Genomic DNA, 19547 nt, shown 5'->3' on the forward strand with positions numbered 1-19547 from the left:
TGGCGCGGTTGACGGGGCTCGAACCCGCGACCCCCGGCGTGACAGGCCGGTACTCTAACCAACTGAGCTACAACCGCGCGTGAGAGGCGGGATAACGGCGTCGCACGGGGCGGTCAATGGGGGTTGTGCACCGCCGTGCCATCGGGGACGGTAACGCCGGGGTACGGGGTGCGGTGCAATGGCGAACGAAGACCGGGACGAGGCGCTTCGGCGGATTGAAAAAGCGCGGGAGACTGGGGCGACGATCCTGGACCTTTCCAAGCTGAAGATTGACACGCTGCCTCCGAAGATCGCGGACCTCACCAATCTGCACTCGCTCGACCTCCACGACACGCAGATCACCGACCTCTCCCACATCGCGGACCTCACCAACCTGCAGTGGCTCTACCTCAGCAACACGCAGGTCACCGACCTCTCCCACGTTGCGGGCCTCACCAACCTGCAGTTGCTCGCCCTCGACAACACGCAGGTTACCGACCTCTCCCCCATCGCGGGCCTCACCAACCTGCAGAGGCTCTCCCTCGGCAACACGCAGGTCACCGATCTGCGCCTCCTTCTCGACCTGCCCCGTCTGACCCATCCAGATGTCCCCGAAGACGGTCGAGGCGTCTTTTTCAGCAATACCCCCGCCTGCAACGATCCTGCCATTGCCACCGCAGCCGAGATCGAAGACGACGAAGACCGCCTCCAGACCCTCCTCGCCCATCTGCGCACCCTGCCGCCCTGGCCGGAACCGTTGCCGGTTTTCGGAAAACGGCCCGCAGCACCAACCGTCCCATCCCCGGTCCCGGCCCCGTTGGAAGTAGAAGTCGCCGGAACCCGGCTTCGCGTCAGCAATCGCATCGCCGAGACGGGACAATCAGCGGCAACTTTCGAAGCGTGGCAAGCCTTGCGGGAAATGCTTCAGGACCTCGATGACCTGGAACCCGGCATCGGGAACGCCATGCCGCGCCTTGCCAAGGCCCTGATGCGGGTAGAGGCCGCGCTCGGGATGGCTCCAGAAATGTGCAAGGCTATCAACCTTGGCCTTCACGGAAACCGGGTCATCGCCCTTGCCGAACACGCGCCGGAGGCGCTGATGGACGAAGCCGCATCAGAGGTGGTTGCCTTCGCTGCCGCCCTCGCCCTGCACCTCGAACGGTTTCCGGCATGGACCGATTATCGCGCGGCACAACCCGTGCCCCTCGCACAGGACGTTGCGGACATCCTGCCCGATCTGCGCACATTGCTCGCCGAGCTTCGCGCCTCCGAAGCTGTCGATCCAGCCATTCCGAACTCGTTCGGCGCGTTAATCGACGTCATCGAAGAAACGCCAGCCGATCCGCTGGCCCGAAAAGGTCTGGTAGACTCCGCCCGCAACCTTGCCATTGGCATTGTCGGTTGGGTGCATAACGAAGCGAAGGACATCAGTTCACAGTCCTGGAGCGCGACGAAGAAGGGTATCGCCACGACCGTCGGCGTGGGATCGATCGCAGGTCTCCTCGCACTTCTGGAAGCCAACGCAGGCACGTTCACCCAACTCGCGATCAAGGCACCCGGCACGTTCGGCTGGTTGAAGCCCGTCCTGACTTCCCTCGGCCTGTGAATGCCTGCACCCACCGAACGCCCGCCTGCACAACCCCCGACGATGTCGGACACGGATCACCCGTGGATCACCCCCGGATCACCCGCAAAATCTGCGGTCGTTTCAAACGATAAGGGGAAAATGGCGCGGTTGACGGGGCTCGAACCCGCGACCCCCGGCGTGACAGGCCGGTACTCTAACCAACTGAGCTACAACCGCGCATCCGCCGGTCGCCCGGCGTGTGGGGTGTCTATGGCGCGCCCCCAGTCCCGTCAAGCGGGGAACTTGCGGTAATTCGATCCTTTCGCCTCAGACACGATCCCGTTCCAACCCGGCCGACCCTTTCGGGTATCCGCAACGTTCATCAGGCGCGCGGTCATGATGCCCGGATCGGCGGAGATATCGACCGGCCCAAGAATTGCAGCCCCGCGAATCCTGCAGGTCAAAACATTGATATACATGGCATGATTTCGGACCGCACCGCCGACCCGCAGGTCTTGTGGCAATCCGAAGGACCGAAGCTGCCGGGATGCAGAGGGGGCCAGATCCGTTTGAGCCAGACAACTGTCCGCCCCTGGAAACAGCGCGCCACGGGGTCCGTCGCCGGTGCCGCCACGGCGTCATCTTATGGAAGGTCCGCGCGGCGCGCCCTAGCGATCCGGCAGCGGGATGTATTCGTCCTCGTCGCCGGGCGGAAGCTGGAACCTGCCGTGCGCCCAGTCGCCGGCGCGCCATGCTTCCTTGGCGGCATCGATCCGATCCTGACTGCTGGCGACGAAGTTCCACCAGATATGACGCGGCCCGTCCATCGTGTCGCCGCCTAACATCATCAGCCGCGCCCCCTCCGGTCCCGCCTTCAAGGACAGCGCATCGCCGGGACGGAACACCATCATGCGGCCCGCGTCATAGGTTTCGCCCGCCACGTCGATGGACCCCGTCAAGACGTAGACGCCCCGATCCTCGTGATCGTCGGGCAGCGGAATCCTGGCCCCCGGCTCCAGCATTGCGTCGGCATAGAACATCCGGCTGCTCGTCTCGACCGGCGCACTTACACCCCAGGCATCGCCCAAAACAAGACGCACGCGTTTGCCCTCGGCCTCCAGTTCCGGCAAGTCGGTTCTGGCGGCATGGATGAAATCGGCCGGACGATCCTCCTTGTCCTTGGGCAGCGCGACCCAGGTCTGAATGCCGAACAGCGGTTTGTCGGTGTCGCGATAGGTGCCGTCCATCCGTTCCGAATGGGTGATGCCCTGCCCCGCGACCATCCAGTTGACGGCCCCCGGTTCGATCCACTGATCGGTGCCCAGGCTATCGCGGTGATGGATGCGCCCCTGCATAAGATAGGTCACCGTCGCCAGCCCGATATGCGGGTGCGGGCGTACGTCGATGCCCTGGCCGGTCAGGAATTCGACAGGGCCGAACTGATCGAAGAAGATGAATGGCCCGACCATCTGACGCCTGGGCGCAGGCAGCGCGCGACGCACCTCGAACCCGCCCAGATCGCGGGCGCGGGGAACGATAACGGTTTCGATGGCGTCGACAGCATCGCCAATCGGGATATGCGTATCGAGGATGGGGTTCCAGCTCATGTCAGGCCTCCGGACCTTAGGGTCTGATCCACATATAGGACAACGCAGCCCTTCGGTCATCGCCGCCGCGCGCGCAGACGCCCTGCGCATGTTCACAAATGCTTCTCACCGCTGGCCGTGTCGCCTAGCGTTGCACGAACAGTCAGGGACGGAGACAGGCATGGACAAGACTGCAGTGGTGACGGGCGCGGCGCGGGGGATCGGGCTGGCAACGACAAAACTGTTTCTGGCCGAGGGTCGACGGGTGGCCATGATCGACAATGACACAGAAGAACTGGCGCGTGCCGCAGACGGTCTGACGGGCGCAATCGCCCTGCCCTGCGATGTCAGCGACGAAGCCGCCGTGGCCGCGCTGGTGCCTGCCGCACTCGACGCCCTGGGCCGGGTCGATGCCCTGGTCAACAACGCCGGAGTCGCAGACTTCGGCCCGATCGAGGGCACGACGTTCGAGCGCTGGCGGCGCGTCATGGCGACCAATCTGGACGGCGTGTTCCTGATGACGCAGGCCTTCACGCCTGCCCTGCGCGACGGAAGGGGCGCCATCGTCAACATCGCGTCGATCTCGGCTTTGCGGGCTTCCACATTGCGCGTGGCCTATGGCACCAGCAAGGCGGGCGTGGCGCATCTGACACAGCAACAGGCGGTCGAATTGGGGGAATTCGGCATCCGCGCGAATTGCGTATGCCCCGGCCCGGTGCGGACCAAACTGGCTATGGCAGTCCATACGCAGGACATCATCGACGCCTATCACGATGCGATCCCCCTGAACCGCTATGGCAACGAGGGAGAAATTGCCGAAGCCATCGTCTGGCTGTGTTCCGACAAGGCCAGCTATATCACCGGTCAGCGGCTGGCCGTAGATGGCGGGTTCGAGGCAACCGGGATCGGTCTGCCGTCGTTGCGGCAGTAAGGGGTCGGCATCTGAAAACAGTCGCGGTTCCGGCTTGGTGCCCATCGACATGCGCCGCCGTGTGTCATTGCCCGGACGGGCCCCGCGATCTTCGGCGATCCTGCGATTGCGCGCCCTTGCCCGAGGCAGGTCATCGCAGGTTGCCACCATCGTCACCGTCGCGGGCAAGCGGGCGGTCGCTGCAATAAGGGCAACCCCGGAGTGTTTCAGCGACGGCGCCCTCTGGCGTCGACATTCGCCAGGTATCTCTCGAAGGCCTTTAGCGTCTGGCGCGAAACGTGGTGTTCAATTCCCTCCGCGTCCAGTTCCGCCACGTCCGCAGGAACGCCGACCGCCACGAGAAAGGCGACGACGGTCCGGTGCCGCGCCCGGACACGGTCGGCGAGAAGGGTTCCCGCTTCGGTCAGGAACACGCCGCGATACGGTCGGGAGGTGGCCAGATCCTCGCGCTTGAGCCGGGAAATCGCCTTGGTTGCGGTGGGCTGGGCAACCCCCATCCGTTCCGCGATATCGGCCACGCGCGCCTCGCCCAGTTCCGCATGCAGATCACCGATCATCTCCACGTAGTCTTCCAGCAGGGCGACGGACTGCGACTCCCGCGCGCGGGCAAAACGATCGGCCTGATCCTTGGGATGAGCGGGTTGGTCGGGCATGGCTCTGGCATCCGGAAATGTGTCGGGACCACAGTATAGCCAAGGCTCGACCGTTTCACCATCAGGTACCGCATTGTACACACGGCAATTAAAATTTAGCTCTTGTATGATTTATAGCTATGGCTATTTACCGGCGAAAATTCCAGGAACCTGACATGCATAATCTGACTGACAAGACCCGCGTCGGCATCACGGGCGTCCTGAGCGGAGAGCGTCGCGGTTGGCGAAGCAGGCTGCTGTTCGCCGGTCCGGCCATCATCGCCTCGGTCGCATATATGGATCCAGGCAACTACGCGACGAACATTCAGGCCGGGGCAGGATATGGCTATACCCTGCTATGGGTGGTCCTGATGGCGAACCTCATCGCGATGTTGTTTCAGGCCCTGTCTGCGCGACTGGGAATCGTGACAAGCAAGAACCTTGCCGAGCTGTCGCGCGATAATTTCCCGAAGCCGGTCGTGTGGATCATGTGGGCCATCAGCGAGGTGGCGGCGATGGCGACCGACCTTGCGGAGTTTCTTGGCGGGGCAATCGGTCTTTCGCTTCTGTTCGGCCTGCCGTTATTCGCTGGCATGGTGATCACCGCGATCGTGACTTATGCCATCCTTATCTTCGAACGCTACGGTTTCCGCCCGATGGAACTTATCATCGGCGCCTTCGTCGGTGTGATCGGATTGAGCTACCTTGCAGAAATGTTCATCGCTCCGGTGGACTGGGCGGCCGCGGCCATGGGCATGATACAGCCCGGCCTGCCGGATTCAGCTGCACTGACCATCGCTGTCGGTATCATCGGCGCGACCGTCATGCCGCACGCGATCTACCTGCATTCCGGACTGATGCAATCGCGCGCCCATGCCCGCAACGATGCAGACAGACGCAAAATCCTGTGGTTCTCGAATATCGAGGTCATTCTGGCTCTGGCCGTTGCGGGCATGGTCAATATCGCCATGGTCATCATGGCGGCCAGCGCATTCAACCAAGGGAATCCCCAGGTCGCTGAAATCGAAACTGCGTATTACATGCTCACACCGTTACTGGGTGCGGCGGCGGCAGGCATGTTTCTCTCCTCGCTTATCGCGTCGGGCATTTCCAGTTCCGTGGTCGGAACCATGGCGGGACAGATGATCATGCAGGGATTTCTGCATTTCCACGTTCCGATCTGGGTGCGCCGCCTTGTGACCATGGTGCCGGCCTTCGTGGTCGTCGGCATTGGTGTGAATGCCACGCAGGCCCTTGTGATGAGTCAGGTGGTCCTGTCGATCGCCCTGCCGGTGCCTATGATCGCGTTGATCATCTTCTCGTCGCGCAAGGACATCATGGGCGATTTCATCGTCGGTCCGGTGTTGCGCATTCTGTCAGGGCTGGGTGCCTTGGCCGTACTGGGGTTGAATTTCGTTCTGCTGGCCGATTTCTTCGGCCTCCCGATTCCGTTTCTCGACGGCTAGCGCGCGTCTCGTGGACTTCGCGCGCAGGCTCCGGCGCGAGGGGTTGGCTGAACGAAATGCTGCGTGAGCCTTGGCGACGTCAGAACCAGGACCGTACCGGGGTGCAGTGATGCAGTGACCGTTGCGGCGGATTCGGATCAAGCCTCGCAGCGGCAAGGGATATGGTGGGTGGTGAGGGGCTCGAACCCCCGACATTCTCGGTGTAAACGAGACGCTCTACCAACTGAGCTAACCACCCGCTGCGCCGGGATAGCGCGCCCGGCGCGGGCCTTCAAGACGGCTTATGCCAACAGTCGCTCGACCCCGTTCTCGATGACATGGACGACGCCTTGCGGGTCTTCCATCCTGTCCCAGTGCTCGGCTGGAAACCCGCACAGCAGGGCGCGCAAAACGATCCCGATGGCGCCGTGCGTGATCAGGATGACAGGCTCCGCCATATCGTCGGCCAGCAAGTCCTCCAGACGGGCGCGCACCGTTGCCAGTCCCTCGCCTCCGGGGGCGTCGAACTTCCACATCAGACCCGACGCTGTCGTGATGTCGGCGCGCAACCGGCCTTCCCATGCGCCCATGCCGACTTCGGCCAGCCGGGCGTCGGCAATCGCCTCCAGTCCGGCCAGTCGCGCCGTTTCCATGGCCCGGCCCAGCGGACTGGAGCGCGCATGGCAGGTCACGCCATGATCCCGCAGGATCGCCCCCTGCCGCGCGGCCTGTGCCCGGCCTCTGACGGTCAGCGGACTGTCCCGCTGCCCCTGCATCCGGGCGTCGAGGTTCCAGACCGTTTCGCCGTGCCGCATCAGGTAGACGGGGGGCATGGCACACCGCTGTTCAGGGAAAGGACGGTGGGTGATAAGGGATTTGAACCCCTGACATCTTCGATGTGAACGAAGCGCTCTACCACTGAGCTAATCACCCGATCCGTGCCCGGCGTTTAGACAACTGGGGGATCGGGTTCAAGACCGTTGTGCGCGGGCCTGTCCGCCGGTGCGGCCTTTGCGCAGGTAAGCTTCGGTGTCATCGACGCCGATGGCGACGACGCGATCAGCGCAGCCGAATTCTCGGACTCATTCGGTGGCGATACGTCCGGCTTCAGCCAGATCGACAGCAATGGCGACGGCCTTCTGTCGCGCACCGAGGTCGATGTGGCCGGTGTCGGCGAGACACCCACCTTTGCCGAAATCGATCTGGACGACGATGGCATGCTGGAGCCGGACAAGATGTCATATCGCATGGCCCGCACGGCCGATGGCACGGCCCCCGGCGGCAGCTCCGGTCCGGGGGGCCGTAATCGCGGCGGCAACGGTGGAGGGACGGCGGCGGCAAAGGCTGACATCATCTGAGAATATCTGAAAAAGAAACCCCGGGGCACGCGCACGCGCCCCGGGGCATTTTGATAACAGATCGGACCCGTGCCGAACGCTCCATTCGGCTCAGTGCGCCGTGGCGCCACCTGCCCCGGCCTGAGCGGCCTTGGCGGCCAGAGCGGCGGCCTCCTCGGCGGCTTCGTCCCAGTCGATCGCTGTGGGCGTGTCGACCAGAGCGAGCTTGAGCACCTCGGACACATGCGTGACCGGAATGATCTCCAACCCGGAGGTCACACTCTCCGGCAGGTCTACCAGATCCTTCTCGTTCTCCTGCGGGATCAGCACCGTCGTGATGCCACCGCGCAGGGCCGCGAGCAGTTTCTCCTTCAGGCCACCAATCGGCATGGCATTGCCGCGCAGGCTGACTTCGCCCGTCATGGCGATGTCGCGCCGTACCGGGATCTGCGTCAGGGCCGACACGATGGACGTCACCATTGCCAAACCCGCGGACGGGCCGTCCTTGGGTGTCGCGCCGTCGGGCACGTGGACGTGAATGTCCATCGTGTCGAACTTCGGCGGTTTGACCCCAATCGCGGGCGCGATGGACCGGACATAACTGCTGGCCGCGTCGATGCTTTCCTTCATGACATCGCCCAGCTTGCCGGTGGTCTTCATCCGACCCTTGCCCGGCAGGCGCAGCGCCTCGATCTGCAGAAGGTCACCGCCGACGCTGGTATAGGCCAGCCCGGTGACGACACCGATCTGATCCTCCAGTTCCGCCAGACCATAGCGATACTTCTTCACCCCAAGATAATCGTCCAGATTATCCTCGGTGATGCGGACCGCCGTTTCCGTCTTGCCGACGATCTTGGTTACCGCCTTGCGGGCCAGCTTTGCGATCTCACGCTCCAGATTTCGCACCCCCGCCTCGCGGGTATAAGTGCGGACCATTTCGCGCAGCGCGCCGTCGGTCAGTTCGAACTCGCCCTTGCGCAGACCGTGGTTCTTCACCTGCTTGGCAAGCAAGTGCTGCTTGGCGATCTCGACCTTTTCCTCCTCGGTGTAACCGGCAAGGGGGATGATCTCCATCCGGTCCAGAAGCGGACTCGGCATGTTGTAGGAGTTCGCGGTCGTCAGGAACATCACGTTCGACAGGTCATATTCGACCTCCAGATAATGGTCGATGAACGTGCTGTTCTGCTCGGGGTCCAGAACCTCAAGCATTGCGGACGCCGGATCGCCCCGGAAATCCTGACCCATCTTGTCAATTTCGTCCAGAAGGATCAGCGGGTTGGTCGTCTTGGCCTTTTTCAGCGCCTGAATGATCTTGCCCGGCATGGACCCGATATAAGTCCGGCGGTGGCCGCGGATTTCCGACTCGTCGCGAACCCCACCCAGCGAGATGCGGATGAATTCGCGCCCCGTGGCCTTGGCGACCGACTTGCCCAGGCTGGTCTTGCCCACGCCCGGAGGACCGACAAGGCACAGGATCGGTCCCTTCAGCTTGGTCGACCGTGCCTGCACGGCCAGATATTCGACGATGCGGTCCTTGACCTTTTCCAGCCCGAAGTGATCCTTGTCGAGAACCTCACGCGCCTTGACGATATCCTTCTTGGTCCGGGACTTGTCGCCCCACGGGATCGACAGCATCCAGTCCAGATAGTTGCGCACGACAGTGGCTTCGGCGGACATGGGGGACATGTTCCGCAGCTTCTTCAGTTCGGTATAGGCCTTTTCGCGGGCTTCTTTGGACAGCTTGGTCTTCGCGATCCGCGCTTCCAGTTCGGAAACCTCGTTCTGGCCTTCTTCGCCTTCGCCAAGCTCCTTCTGGATCGCCTTCATCTGTTCGTTCAGATAGTATTCACGCTGTGTGCGCTCCATCTGCGACTTGACGCGGGACTTGATGCGCTTTTCGACCTGCAGGACGGACATCTCGCCCTGCATCATGCCATAGACCTTCTCCAGCCGCTCGGACACGGTCAGAAGCTCCAGAAGTTCCTGCTTCTGGTCGACTTCGATGCCCAGGTGGCCGGACACGAGGTCCACCAGCTTGGCCGGGTCCTGCGCTTCGGCGACGGCGCCCAACGCCTCTTCGGGGATGTTCTTCTTGACCTTGGCATAGCGCTCGAACTCATCGGCGACCGACCGCAGCAGGGCCTCGATCGTCGACTCGTCACCGCGCGATTCTTCCAGAACCTCGGCTTCGGCTTCGAAAAAGCTGTCGTTGTCGACGAACCGGGTGATCCGCACCCGCGACCGGCCTTCGACCAGCACCTTCACGGTGCCGTCGGGCAGCTTGAGCAGTTGCAGAACGTTGGCCAGGACGCCGACACGGTAAATGCCATCCTGATCGGGTTCGTCCGTCGCCGGATCGACCTGCGACGACAGCAGGATCTGCTTGTCGTCGTTCATCACCTCTTCCAGGGCGCGAACCGATTTTTCGCGACCGACGAACAGGGGAACGATCATGTGGGGGAAAACGACGATGTCGCGCAGCGGCAACACGGGGTGGGTGGAAGTCGTCATATTTATCTGTCCTTTCGCAAAGGACCCCTGCCCCGTAATCGGCGGCCTTCGGGTCCTTCCGTCATCGATGCCCTAGGTGGGCATGCGACGGCCTGTCTTCAATACGCGGGATGTTCCCGTCTTGTTTCGCATTGTGGAGAGGGCGGGGGCGGTGCGCAAGCGTAACGCGTCAGCCGCCTGCGATATGCGGTGGCCGGAGCACATGAAAATATCATATCCGCTCGATATCGCCATCCGCCCGCATCGCGTGAAACCCGGCCTGCCAAGCCGTGAATGTGGCGCCTGCAATGGCGTCGCGCATGCCCGCCATCAACTCCTGAAAGTAGTGCAGGTTGTGCCACGTCAGAAGCATGGAGCCGATGATCTCCTGACTGCGGATGACGTGATGCAGATAGGCGCGGGAATAGCCCTGACAGGTCGGGCAGGTGCAGGCTTCGTCCAGCGGTCGCGGATCGTCGGCATGACGCGCGTTGCGCAGATTGACCTGCCCCCGTCGCGTCCAGCCCTGCCCCGTTCGTCCCGACCGCGACGGCAACACGCAGTCCATCATATCGATTCCCCGCGCCACGGCACCCACGATATCGTCGGGCTTACCGACCCCCATCAGGTATCGCGGCTTGTCGTTGGGCAACTGATCCGGCGCGTAGTCGAGCACGTCGAACATCGCATCCTGCCCCTCGCCCACCGCCAAACCGCCGACGGCATAGCCATCGAAGCCGATGTGACGCAGGGCGTCCGCGCTCTGGGCGCGCAGGTCGCGATCCAGTCCGCCTTGCTGTATTCCGAACAGTGCATGGCCGGGCCGGTCGCCGAACGCCGCCCTAGACCGTGCGGCCCAGCGCATCGACAGTTCCATCGACGTGGCGATGCGGTCGCGGTCGGCGGGCAGGCTGGGACATTCATCAAAGCACATTACGATGTCGGACCCGAGAAGCCGCTGGATTTCCATGCTGCGTTCGGGCGTCAGGCGATGTTTGGAGCCGTCGATATGCGATTTGAAGGTAACGCCATCTTCATCCAGCTTGCGCAAGGCCCCCAGCGACATGACCTGAAACCCGCCAGAGTCGGTCAAAATCGGCCCATCCCAGTTCATGAACCTGTGCAGTCCGCCCAGCCTGTCGATCCGCTCCGCCGTTGGCCGCAGCATCAGATGATAGGTGTTACCCAACAAGATATCCGCACCTGTCGCCCGCACCGACTCAGGCAACATCGCCTTGACGGTGGCGGCGGTGCCGACAGGCATGAAGGCAGGCGTCCGGATTTCTCCGCGAGGGGTCGAGATCGCGCCGGTCCGGGCGCGCCCGTCGCTGGCATCGCACCGGAATGAGAAGGGCTGTGTCATCGGACCTCGGATCGTGAATTTTCGGCATTACGGGGGCGTTTAGCAGGACCTTGCCGAAATGACTACGAACCGGCCAGATCCTGCCGACCGAGCCGGAAATGCGATGCAAAAAACACATAAAACAAGTTGTGATCGCCGACGGAAAGTAATTCAGGAACCGTGTGCCTATCTGCGGGCTTGAGGTCACGTCTGCTCCACGATGACGTGGCTATCACAACCGAATGCAGAACAGAAAAAACTTAAGGAGCTATCATGAACCGTTTCATCATCGCCGCACTTCCCGTCCTTATCGCCTCTCCCGCTCTGGCGGGTGGTGTCGTTCCCACTCCGCTTGAGCCGGCACCCGTTTTCGTCGAGCCTGCGGCTCCTGCCTATGACTGGACCGGCTTCTACGTCGGTGCACAGGCAAGCTATGCTGACGTTGAAGCCGACGGCACGATCAATGCCGATGGCAACGGCGGAGTGTATGGTCTGCGCGCAGGTTACGATCTGGACCTGGGAAGCACCGTCGTCGGTGGCCTGGTACAGTATGACACCGGCAGCATCGGACTTGACGGAACCACAACCGAGCTGGACAACATCCTGCGCGTCGGTGGCCGCGTCGGCTTCGACGCCGGACGCAGCCTCTACTACGCAACGGCCGGTTATGCTTCGGCCGATACCAGTGATCAGGGCAGCGCCGACGGTTACTTCGCCGGTGTGGGATACGAAATGTTCCTGACGCCTGCGGTCTCCCTGGGTGCCGAAGCGATCTATAACGATTTCGGCGAACTGGACAATTCCGCCGGGACCGATCTCAAGGCGACAACGGTCGGTCTGAACGTCAACTATCGTTTCTGATCGGACGACACTGAGACAGAAAGGGGTGGTCCGGGATCGGGCTGCCCCTTTTTGATGTCAACTTGCCCTTTACCCGGCCCGATCCAATCCTTATCTTTTCAGTCGACCAATAGGGGATCGCCATGCCAGTCGATACGAATGCCCAAACGGCCGACCGTCTTGAAGGTGCGCCGCTGATCGCGCCCTCCACCACCGATCATCCTTTGCACGAAGGCGTGGTCGACGCTTGCCGGTCGGTCTTCGACCCCGAAATTCCGGTAAACATCTTCGATCTCGGCCTGATTTACACCATCGATATCGACCCCGAGAATGCCGTGAAGGTCATCATGACTCTGACTGCCCCCGGTTGCCCGGTTGCCGGCGAAATGCCCGGCTGGGTCGCGGATGCGGTGTCGGCCTTGCCCGGCGTCAAGACCGTCGACGTCGATCTGACGTTCGAGCCGCCCTGGGGCATGGAAATGATGTCCGACGAGGCCCGCCTTGAACTGGGCTTCATGTAGGACACCGGTTTCTTCCCGAATATCGGCGGCGACCGTCCGTCGTCCTCGGACTCGGGCCTGCGACAGTCAAAACCGCCCATCGCCACAAGCGTCATTCAGCCGTTACCAACGGTTCGTTCAATCTGCATGACCGCATTCCGGACTGAGATGTTACACTCCTCTCAGGAGGATTTTGCCATGTCGCTTCGCCCTGTCCTTGCCATTCTGATGGTGTCGACCACACAGGTTCTGGCCGACGGCCATACCGACACCGGACTGACCTACGGCCCCCGACCTGCCTGGCTGATAAGCCAGATGGACGACGGCGCGTTGAAGACCAGGCTTCAGGCCTGTCTGTCGCAGACACCGACGCGCACCGACTTTTCCATCGGGCACCGGGGCGCGCCGCTGATGTTCCCCGAACATACCGTGGAATCGAATATTGCAGCCGCACAGATGGGCGCGGGCATTCTGGAATGCGACGTGACCTTCACCAAGGATCACGAATTGGTCTGCCGTCACGCACAAAACGACCTGCAAACCACGACGAATATCCTTGTCTCCGATCTGGCCGACACCTGCACGACGCCCTTCACCGCGGCGAATGGTGATGAAGATGCGACCGCCGAATGCCGGACCTCCGAGATCACTCTGGAGGAGTATCGTACCCTGACACCCAAAATGGACGCCGCCGATGCCAGAGCCATGACAGCGGAAGAATATCAGGGCGGCGTCGCTGACTATCGCACGACACTCTACAGCACGGGCACCACGTTGCTGTCCCATGCCGAGTCGATCGAATTGTTCCGCGATCTGGGCGCGAAATTCACGCCCGAATTGAAGTCCGCGGCGGTCGACATGCCGCACGATGGCTTCACGCAGGAAGACTATGCCCAGAAGATGATCGATGAATACAAGGCGGCGGGCGTTCCCGCGTCTGACGTCTGGGCACAATCCTTCAACCTGTCCGATATCCTGTACTGGATCGAGAACGAACCGGAGTTCGGTGCGCAGGCCGTCTATCTCGATGACCGCTACGAGGCTTTTGACGAGGATGAAGGCGAAATCGACCCGATGGACGCCGCGACGTTCAAGCCGACGATGCAGGAACTGGCCGATATGGGCGTGAACTACATCGCGCCACCACTGTGGATGCTGGTCACGGTCGAAGACGGCGAAATTGTCCCGTCCGTCTATGCGACGGAGGCCAAATCCGCCGGTCTGAACCTGATCGCATGGTCGCTGGAGCGCTCCGGCCCGCTGAACGACGGCGGCGGCTGGTATTACCAGTCCATCGCGGATGTGACCGACAACGACGGCGTCACCTATGAATTGCTCGACGTGCTGGCGCAGGATGTGGGCGTCGCGGGCGTCTTTTCTGACTGGCCCGCGACGGTGACCTATTACGCGAACTGCATGGGGTTGTGACAGAAAGGCGGGGTGGCCGGAATGATCGACCGCCTGCCGCCGCCGCCCCTTGAGACCTGCGGCATCGGGGCATATCTTGGAGGCGAAGGAGCATTCCAATGTTTGCAATCCCCGGACAGTCCCCCGTTACCGTGACCCCCGCCGCCGCGGCGCAGATCGCGAAGCTGATGACCAAGGACAAATCCGCCGGTCTGCGGATCGGCGTCAAGAAAGGCGGCTGCGCCGGTATGGAATACACCATGGAATATGTCGCCGAAGCCGAGGCACATGACGAAGTTGTCGAAGTTGGCGAGGCCCGCGTGCTGATCGCGCCGATGGCCCAGATGTTCCTGTTCGGCACCGAGATCGATTACGAGACGTCGCTCCTTGAATCCGGGTTCAAGTTCCGCAATCCGAACGTCATCGATGCCTGTGGCTGTGGCGAGTCGATCAAGTTCGACGAAACGCTGAGCCAGACTGCGGTCCAGCCCAGCTAGGATTGTCGCATCGCCCGGTGTATGCCCCTGTGCAAACAGGAGGGCTCCCCATGCCGAAGAAAATCGCCGCCGGAAACTGGAAGATGAACGGAACGCGCGCCGCCGTATCCGAGGCTATGGCCATCGGCCAGGCGGACGCAGGCGATTGCGTCGTTATCCTGTGCCCCCCTGCCACCTTGCTGACGGTCCTGTCTGACGCGCGCTTGGCGCTTGGCGGACAGTATTGTCACGCTGAAACGTCAGGCGCGCATACCGGCGATATCTCGGCCCCGATGCTGGCCGATGCAGGCGCGACCTATTGCATCACCGGCCATTCCGAACGCCGGGCCGACCATGGCGAGACCGATGCCGATGTCCGGGCCCAGACCCAGGCCGCCTGGAATGCAGGTCTGATTGCGATTCTGTGCATCGGCGAGACACTGGAGCAGCGCGAGGCCGGGGAAACCCTGGCGGTTCTGGAAGGACAGCTGAACGGCTCTCTCCCCGACGGGGCGACGGCGGACAATACGATCATCGCCTACGAGCCGGTCTGGGCCATCGGCACCGGCAAGGTCGCCAGCGCGGCCCAGGTCGCGGAAGTCCACGACGCGCTGCGCGCGCAGGTCGGCCCCCGAATGTCATTGCTTTACGGCGGATCGGTCAAGGCGGGGAACGCGGCGGAGTTGTTCGCGCTGACCAATGTCGATGGGGCATTGGTCGGGGGCGCCAGTCTGAAGGCAGCGGATTTCGTGCCAATCATCGAGGCGCTTGCCGCCAGTTGACGGCTGTGCCCGACCCGAAACTCTTTGACAGGGGCCGGTCCTGCGGCGGATCCTCTCACCCTGACCGGGAAGAGGGCCATGACGCAGGACGATATCTACGGCAGCGATGAACAACGGGCCCTTCTGCGACGCGGGCGGGCCCTGTTCGACATCCTCGGGCAGGATCCCCGCTATACCTACTACGGACGCACGGTCGGCCTTGCCACGGGTGCGGTCCGCGATCTCGACCACCTGACGGCCCTGGCACGGGTGCAGGGCAACGCCGCTATCGCCCTGGTCCCCGAAGCGGAGGTTGCGGCCCTGCATGATGGGCTGACGGCACGGAACCTCGTCCCGATTGCCTATTCCAGATGGGACGGGGGGGCGGCATCCCTTGCGGCGGCCAAGGCAATCGTGCGGGATCTGCCCTTGCCTGCCGGTTTGACGATGACCCGTATCGATGCCGATACCCCCTCGACGGTCCTTGCCTCCCTTGCGGACATGGCACTGGGGAGCGGCGTCCTGCCCTTGGCCGGCGAGGTGCTGCGCGGCCTTCTCAATCCAGCCGTCTGCCTTGTTGCACAGGATGGGGAAGGCAAGGTGGTGTCCTGCGGGGCTTCGGCCGGGTTTGCACACCCCGATCATCCAGTTCCGGGCAGGCAGGCCTATTGGGGCATGCTTGCCACCGACACGGCCTGGCGCGGGCGTAAACTGGCCCTCATCCTCGGGGCCCATGCGATGCTGTCGATGTCACGGAACCATGGCATTGAAGCCTTCTTCACCGGGGTGGAGCCGGGAAATACCCCGTCCGAAGGGGTCTGTACGCGGCTGATGTTTGCCCGCTCCGTGGCTGTCATCCTGGGATGTGCCGATCCTCGATCACTGCGCAGCGGACGCATGACGAAGTAAGAGATCGCGAGAGAAAGGGGCCTTCCGGCCCCCGACCCTATTTTATGATCAGTTCCGGTCCCATCACCAGCGTCGGCAACCACGTCGAAATGATCGGGATGTATGTCACCATGATCAGGAATACGAAGAGTACGGCCAGAAACGGAAGCGCCGCCTTCACCACCGCCATCATCGACATGCCCGCCACGCCCGAGGTGACGAACAGGTTCAGGCCGACTGGAGGCGTGATCATCCCGATTTCCATGTTCACCACCATGATGATGCCCAGATGGATCGGGTCGATCCCCAACTCAATCGCGATGGGGAAGACCAGCGGAGCGACGATGACCAGCAGGCCCGACGGCTCCATGAACTGACCGCCGATCAGAAGAATGACATTCACCGCGATCAGGAAGGTGATCGGCCCCAAGCCGACCCCCAGCATGGCGTTCGCGATGCTCTGCGGAATTTGTTCGTCGGTCAGAACATATTTCAGGATCAGCGCGTTGGCGATGATGAACATCAGCGTGATCGTCAGCTTGGCTGCATCCAGAAGCGTGGCAATCGTGTCGCGATGGAAGAACGCGGTGAGCAGCGCCTGTGGGTGAGACATAAGCGACTTGGGCGTCCCGATCGGCGCGTTCATTCCGACCGCGACCGCCGCGCCGACCGATTGCGCCTGGGCCGGGGCCAGAGGGCCGATGTCGCGGTAGACGAACATCGCCACAAGGAAGGCATAGACTGACGCGACGGCCGCCGCCTCGGTCGGCGTGAAGATCGCACCCGTCAGGCCCGGAATTCCGTAGATACCCAGCATGATGATCGCGATCAGCATCAGACCCCAGAATGCGTCGCGGAAGGATGCCCCGACCTCGCCCCAGCCCGCGAAGTCACCCTTGGGCATATTCCGTTTCACCGCGATGACATAGATCGTGATCATCAGCATCAGACCGGCCAGAATGCCCGGAATGACACCGGCCAGGAACATCCGGCCGACCGACACATCCGTCGCCGACGCATAGACCACCATCACGATGGAAGGCGGAATCAGGATTCCCAGCGTGCCCGCGTTGCAGATGACACCGGCGGCGAATTCCTTGGTGTATCCGGCCTGTTTCATCGCCGCGATAACGATCGTGCCGATGGCGACCACCGTAGCCGGGGACGACCCGGACAGGGCCGCGAACATCATGCAGGCAAAGACACCCGCAATGGCCAGACCGCCGCGGAAGTGGCCGACACAGGCGATTGAAAACCGGATGATCCGCCTGGCCACGCCGCCGGTGGACATGAAACTCGACGCCAGAATGAAGAAGGGAATGGCCAGCAATGTGTAATGCTCGGCCATCGAGTCGTAGAATTGCTTGGCAATGGACGACAACGAGGTATTCGAGAATGCAAGCAGGAAGACGATGGAACTGAAGCCCAGGCTGACCGCGATCGGCACACCGATCAGAAGCAGTCCCACGATCATCACGAATAGAAGCAGAACGTCCATGTCTCAGATCCTTCCTGCTTCGTGTTCAGCCGGATACTCCGAGGCGCGCAGGGTCGCCGCCGCCTCGTCAACCGCATCTTCGGCCTCGTGGCTGACGATCAGGCTTTCGCGTTCGCCACGCGCGATGGCGATGACGGCCTGCACCACGCGGAGCAGAATCAACGCCGCACCCAGTGGCATGATCATGAAGGGAATGGCACGGGGAAATTTCTCGAAGGGTTCGTCCCCTTCGATCAGCAGCCAGGATTCCAGCGGCCAGCGCAGCCAGTCGAGCATCGGCACCTGTTGCGTCGGCGTATAGCCGCGGTAATCCTGCGGGCGCATGTCCTGCAATCCGGTCGGAAACCAGCGGCCCGTCGTCTGCGGCAGGTTGCCGTAATTGGCCCAGAAGTCCCAGGCACCCTTCAGGAGCAAGGCCGCGTAAGCGATGGTCACCAGCCCGGCCAGCAGCGCGGCAAGGCGTTTGCCGCGCGTCGGCAGAAGGCCGGTCACGGCATCGACGCCAAGGTTGGACGTCGTCTTGAAGGCGTAGCTGACGCCGAAGATAACCAGCCAGGCGAAGAGCATCAGGATGACTTCCAGCGACCAGATGACCGATTGGTTGAAGACATATCGAAGCAGCACGTTCACGAAAGTCAGAAGCGTCATCACGCCAAGCAGGAAGGCGATCGCGATCTCTTCGAACCTGTGAATGACATGACCCAGTCGGCCTTTCGGTACATAGCGCTCGGCCATGATGTCCCCTCCCTTGCGTGACGGACCGGGCCGCGCATCCTCTCCCAGCGCGGCCCGGCCCCCTGTCGTGTAAGAGCGGTGTCAGCTCTCCTGTGCGGCACCCACGGCGACTGCCGCGTCAATCACGTCCTGGCCGATGCCATCGGCGAATTTCGCCCAGACGGGCTTCATCGCATCGACCCAGGCCTGACGCTGTTCGGGCGTCAGTTCGCGGATCACGCCACCGGCGTCCAGAACCGCCTGACGGGCTTCCTGGTCGATCTGACCCACCGCCGCATTCCGTTCTTCCGTCACTTCGGCCAGGATCGTCATCATCTGATCCCGCACCGCCGGATCAAGGCTGTCGAGGAAGTCGGTCGAGGTCACGACAAGGTAATCCAGCGCACCGTGGTTCGTCTCGGTGACACCATCCTGAACTTCGAAGAACTTCTGGCCGTAGATGTTCGACCAGGTATTCTCCTGCCCGTCGACGACGCCGGTCTGCAGGGCGCCATAGACCTCGGAAAAGGCCATCGGCTGTGGCGAGACACCGATCGCCTCCATCTGCGCGACGATGACATCGGACGGCTGGACACGGAACTTCAGACCGGCGGCATCCGTCGGCAGGATCAGCGCCTTGTTGGCCGACATCTGCTTGAGACCGTTATGCCAGAATGCCAGACCCTGCAGGCCGCGGCGCTGCATGGAGTTCATCATATCCTGACCGACTTCGCCTTGCTGGAAGGTATCCAGCGCCTCGATGTTCGGGAACAGGAATGGCAGGTCGAACACCTGGAAAACCTTGGTGAAGGCTTCGAATTTCGACAGCGACGGGGCGGCCATCTGGACGTCGCCCTGTAACATGGCCTCCAGCACCTGGTCATCGTTGTAGAGTGTAGAGTTCGGGAAGACCTCGACACACATGATGCCATCCATCTCCGCGTTCACACGCTCCTGGAACAGGGCGGCGGCAAGGCCTTTGGGATGCTTGTCGGTGTTGGTGACATGCGCGAACTTGACGACGATCTCGCCAGCTTCACAGCTTGCGAAAGCAGCCTGCGCCGTCATGGTCAGAGCCACCGCAGTGGCGGCGGTTGTCAGATACTTCATGAATTTATCTCCCTTGCGCGCGTCCCTCCCCGGAACGCTTGCAA

General features: G+C 62.3%; 19 protein-coding genes and 4 tRNA genes. 10 read left to right on the forward strand and 13 right to left on the reverse strand.

What is annotated here, in order from left to right:
* A tRNA-Asp gene (locus AC13C2_RS05025) sits at positions 1-77 on the reverse strand.
* Positions 78-178: 101 nt separating this feature from the next.
* On the opposite strand from AC13C2_RS05025, the gene AC13C2_RS05030 reads away from it, so the two are divergent.
* Positions 179-1585, forward strand: a complete 1407-nt coding sequence (locus AC13C2_RS05030; protein ID WP_482886124.1) for a leucine-rich repeat domain-containing protein — start codon at positions 179-181, stop codon at positions 1583-1585.
* Between the two features lie 121 nt (positions 1586-1706).
* On the opposite strand, the gene AC13C2_RS05035 is transcribed toward AC13C2_RS05030, so the two are convergent.
* The 3 genes from AC13C2_RS05035 to AC13C2_RS05045 form a co-directional block, all read right to left on the reverse strand.
* A tRNA-Asp gene (locus tag AC13C2_RS05035) sits at positions 1707-1783 on the reverse strand.
* Between the two features lie 53 nt (positions 1784-1836).
* Positions 1837-2025 (reverse strand): hypothetical protein, encoded by a 189-nt coding sequence (locus AC13C2_RS05040; protein ID WP_482886125.1) that lies wholly within the window; start codon positions 2023-2025, stop codon positions 1837-1839.
* A 189-nt stretch (positions 2026-2214) separates the two neighbouring features.
* Positions 2215-3153, reverse strand: coding sequence for a pirin family protein (locus tag AC13C2_RS05045; protein ID WP_482886126.1), 939 nt, complete (start codon positions 3151-3153; stop codon positions 2215-2217).
* Between the two features lie 160 nt (positions 3154-3313).
* Between AC13C2_RS05045 and AC13C2_RS05050 the strand changes: the two genes are divergently transcribed.
* Positions 3314-4063, forward strand: a complete 750-nt coding sequence (locus tag AC13C2_RS05050; RefSeq protein WP_424337790.1) for an SDR family NAD(P)-dependent oxidoreductase — start codon at positions 3314-3316, stop codon at positions 4061-4063.
* A 206-nt stretch (positions 4064-4269) separates the two neighbouring features.
* Here the strand turns inward: AC13C2_RS05050 and mntR are convergent, their stop codons facing one another.
* Positions 4270-4716, reverse strand: a complete 447-nt coding sequence (gene mntR / locus AC13C2_RS05055) for a manganese-binding transcriptional regulator MntR (RefSeq protein WP_092762411.1) — start codon at positions 4714-4716, stop codon at positions 4270-4272.
* A 155-nt stretch (positions 4717-4871) separates the two neighbouring features.
* Between mntR and AC13C2_RS05060 the strand changes: the two genes are divergently transcribed.
* Complete coding sequence (locus tag AC13C2_RS05060; RefSeq protein ID WP_482886127.1) at positions 4872-6161, forward strand: Nramp family divalent metal transporter; 1290 nt, start codon at positions 4872-4874, stop codon at positions 6159-6161.
* 162 nt (positions 6162-6323) lie between these two features.
* Here AC13C2_RS05060 and AC13C2_RS05065 read toward each other — a convergent pair.
* From AC13C2_RS05065 to AC13C2_RS05075, 3 genes are all read right to left on the reverse strand, one after another.
* Positions 6324-6399 (reverse strand) — tRNA-Val (locus tag AC13C2_RS05065).
* Positions 6400-6442: 43 nt separating this feature from the next.
* Complete coding sequence (locus AC13C2_RS05070) at positions 6443-6973, reverse strand: histidine phosphatase family protein (protein ID WP_482886128.1); 531 nt, start codon at positions 6971-6973, stop codon at positions 6443-6445.
* Between the two features lie 28 nt (positions 6974-7001).
* Positions 7002-7073: transfer RNA gene (locus tag AC13C2_RS05075), tRNA-Val, on the reverse strand.
* 47 nt (positions 7074-7120) lie between these two features.
* Between AC13C2_RS05075 and AC13C2_RS05080 the strand changes: the two genes are divergently transcribed.
* The gene (locus tag AC13C2_RS05080) at positions 7121-7498 is read left to right on the forward strand and encodes an EF-hand domain-containing protein (protein ID WP_482886130.1); all 378 of its coding nucleotides are present in this window, start codon (positions 7121-7123) and stop codon (positions 7496-7498) included.
* Between the two features lie 90 nt (positions 7499-7588).
* Here the strand turns inward: AC13C2_RS05080 and lon are convergent, their stop codons facing one another.
* Both lon and tgt read right to left on the reverse strand, forming a co-directional pair.
* On the reverse strand, positions 7589-9988 hold the full coding sequence (gene lon, locus AC13C2_RS05085) for an endopeptidase La (protein WP_482886131.1): 2400 nt from the start codon (positions 9986-9988) through the stop codon (positions 7589-7591).
* Positions 9989-10199: 211 nt separating this feature from the next.
* Positions 10200-11330, reverse strand: coding sequence for a tRNA guanosine(34) transglycosylase Tgt (tgt, locus tag AC13C2_RS05090; RefSeq protein ID WP_482886132.1), 1131 nt, complete (start codon positions 11328-11330; stop codon positions 10200-10202).
* A 252-nt stretch (positions 11331-11582) separates the two neighbouring features.
* Here tgt and AC13C2_RS05095 point away from each other — a divergent pair, with 252 nt between their 5' ends.
* The 6 genes from AC13C2_RS05095 (at position 11583) to AC13C2_RS05120 (ending at position 16202) form a co-directional block, all read left to right on the forward strand.
* Entirely contained in the window at positions 11583-12170 is a 588-nt protein-coding gene (locus AC13C2_RS05095) for a porin family protein (RefSeq protein ID WP_482886133.1), read from the forward strand.
* A gap of 122 nt (positions 12171-12292) precedes the next feature.
* On the forward strand, positions 12293-12670 hold the full coding sequence (locus AC13C2_RS05100) for an SUF system Fe-S cluster assembly protein (RefSeq protein WP_092762399.1): 378 nt from the start codon (positions 12293-12295) through the stop codon (positions 12668-12670).
* Between the two features lie 207 nt (positions 12671-12877).
* Positions 12878-14077, forward strand: coding sequence for a glycerophosphodiester phosphodiesterase family protein (locus tag AC13C2_RS05105; protein WP_482886511.1), 1200 nt, complete (start codon positions 12878-12880; stop codon positions 14075-14077).
* Between the two features lie 98 nt (positions 14078-14175).
* Positions 14176-14553: a HesB/IscA family protein gene (locus AC13C2_RS05110; RefSeq protein ID WP_092762397.1), complete on the forward strand. Its 378-nt coding sequence runs from the start codon at positions 14176-14178 to the stop codon at positions 14551-14553.
* 50 nt (positions 14554-14603) lie between these two features.
* Positions 14604-15314: a triose-phosphate isomerase gene (gene tpiA, locus AC13C2_RS05115; RefSeq protein WP_092762395.1), complete on the forward strand. Its 711-nt coding sequence runs from the start codon at positions 14604-14606 to the stop codon at positions 15312-15314.
* A 78-nt stretch (positions 15315-15392) separates the two neighbouring features.
* On the forward strand, positions 15393-16202 hold the full coding sequence (locus tag AC13C2_RS05120; protein ID WP_424337768.1) for an N-acetyltransferase: 810 nt from the start codon (positions 15393-15395) through the stop codon (positions 16200-16202).
* Positions 16203-16239: 37 nt separating this feature from the next.
* Here AC13C2_RS05120 and AC13C2_RS05125 read toward each other — a convergent pair whose 3' ends face one another.
* The 3 genes from AC13C2_RS05125 to AC13C2_RS05135 all read right to left on the reverse strand — a co-directional run bounded on the left by AC13C2_RS05125 (position 16240) and on the right by AC13C2_RS05135 (position 19503).
* Positions 16240-17679 (reverse strand): TRAP transporter large permease, encoded by a 1440-nt coding sequence (locus tag AC13C2_RS05125; RefSeq protein WP_339645271.1) that lies wholly within the window; start codon positions 17677-17679, stop codon positions 16240-16242.
* Between the two features lie 3 nt (positions 17680-17682).
* Complete coding sequence (locus tag AC13C2_RS05130) at positions 17683-18414, reverse strand: TRAP transporter small permease (protein ID WP_092762388.1); 732 nt, start codon at positions 18412-18414, stop codon at positions 17683-17685.
* 81 nt (positions 18415-18495) lie between these two features.
* Positions 18496-19503, reverse strand: coding sequence for a DctP family TRAP transporter solute-binding subunit (locus tag AC13C2_RS05135; RefSeq protein WP_092762386.1), 1008 nt, complete (start codon positions 19501-19503; stop codon positions 18496-18498).
* Positions 19504-19547 lie beyond the last annotated feature (44 nt).

It is taken from the genome of Jannaschia sp. L-14R, from assembly GCF_056857695.1.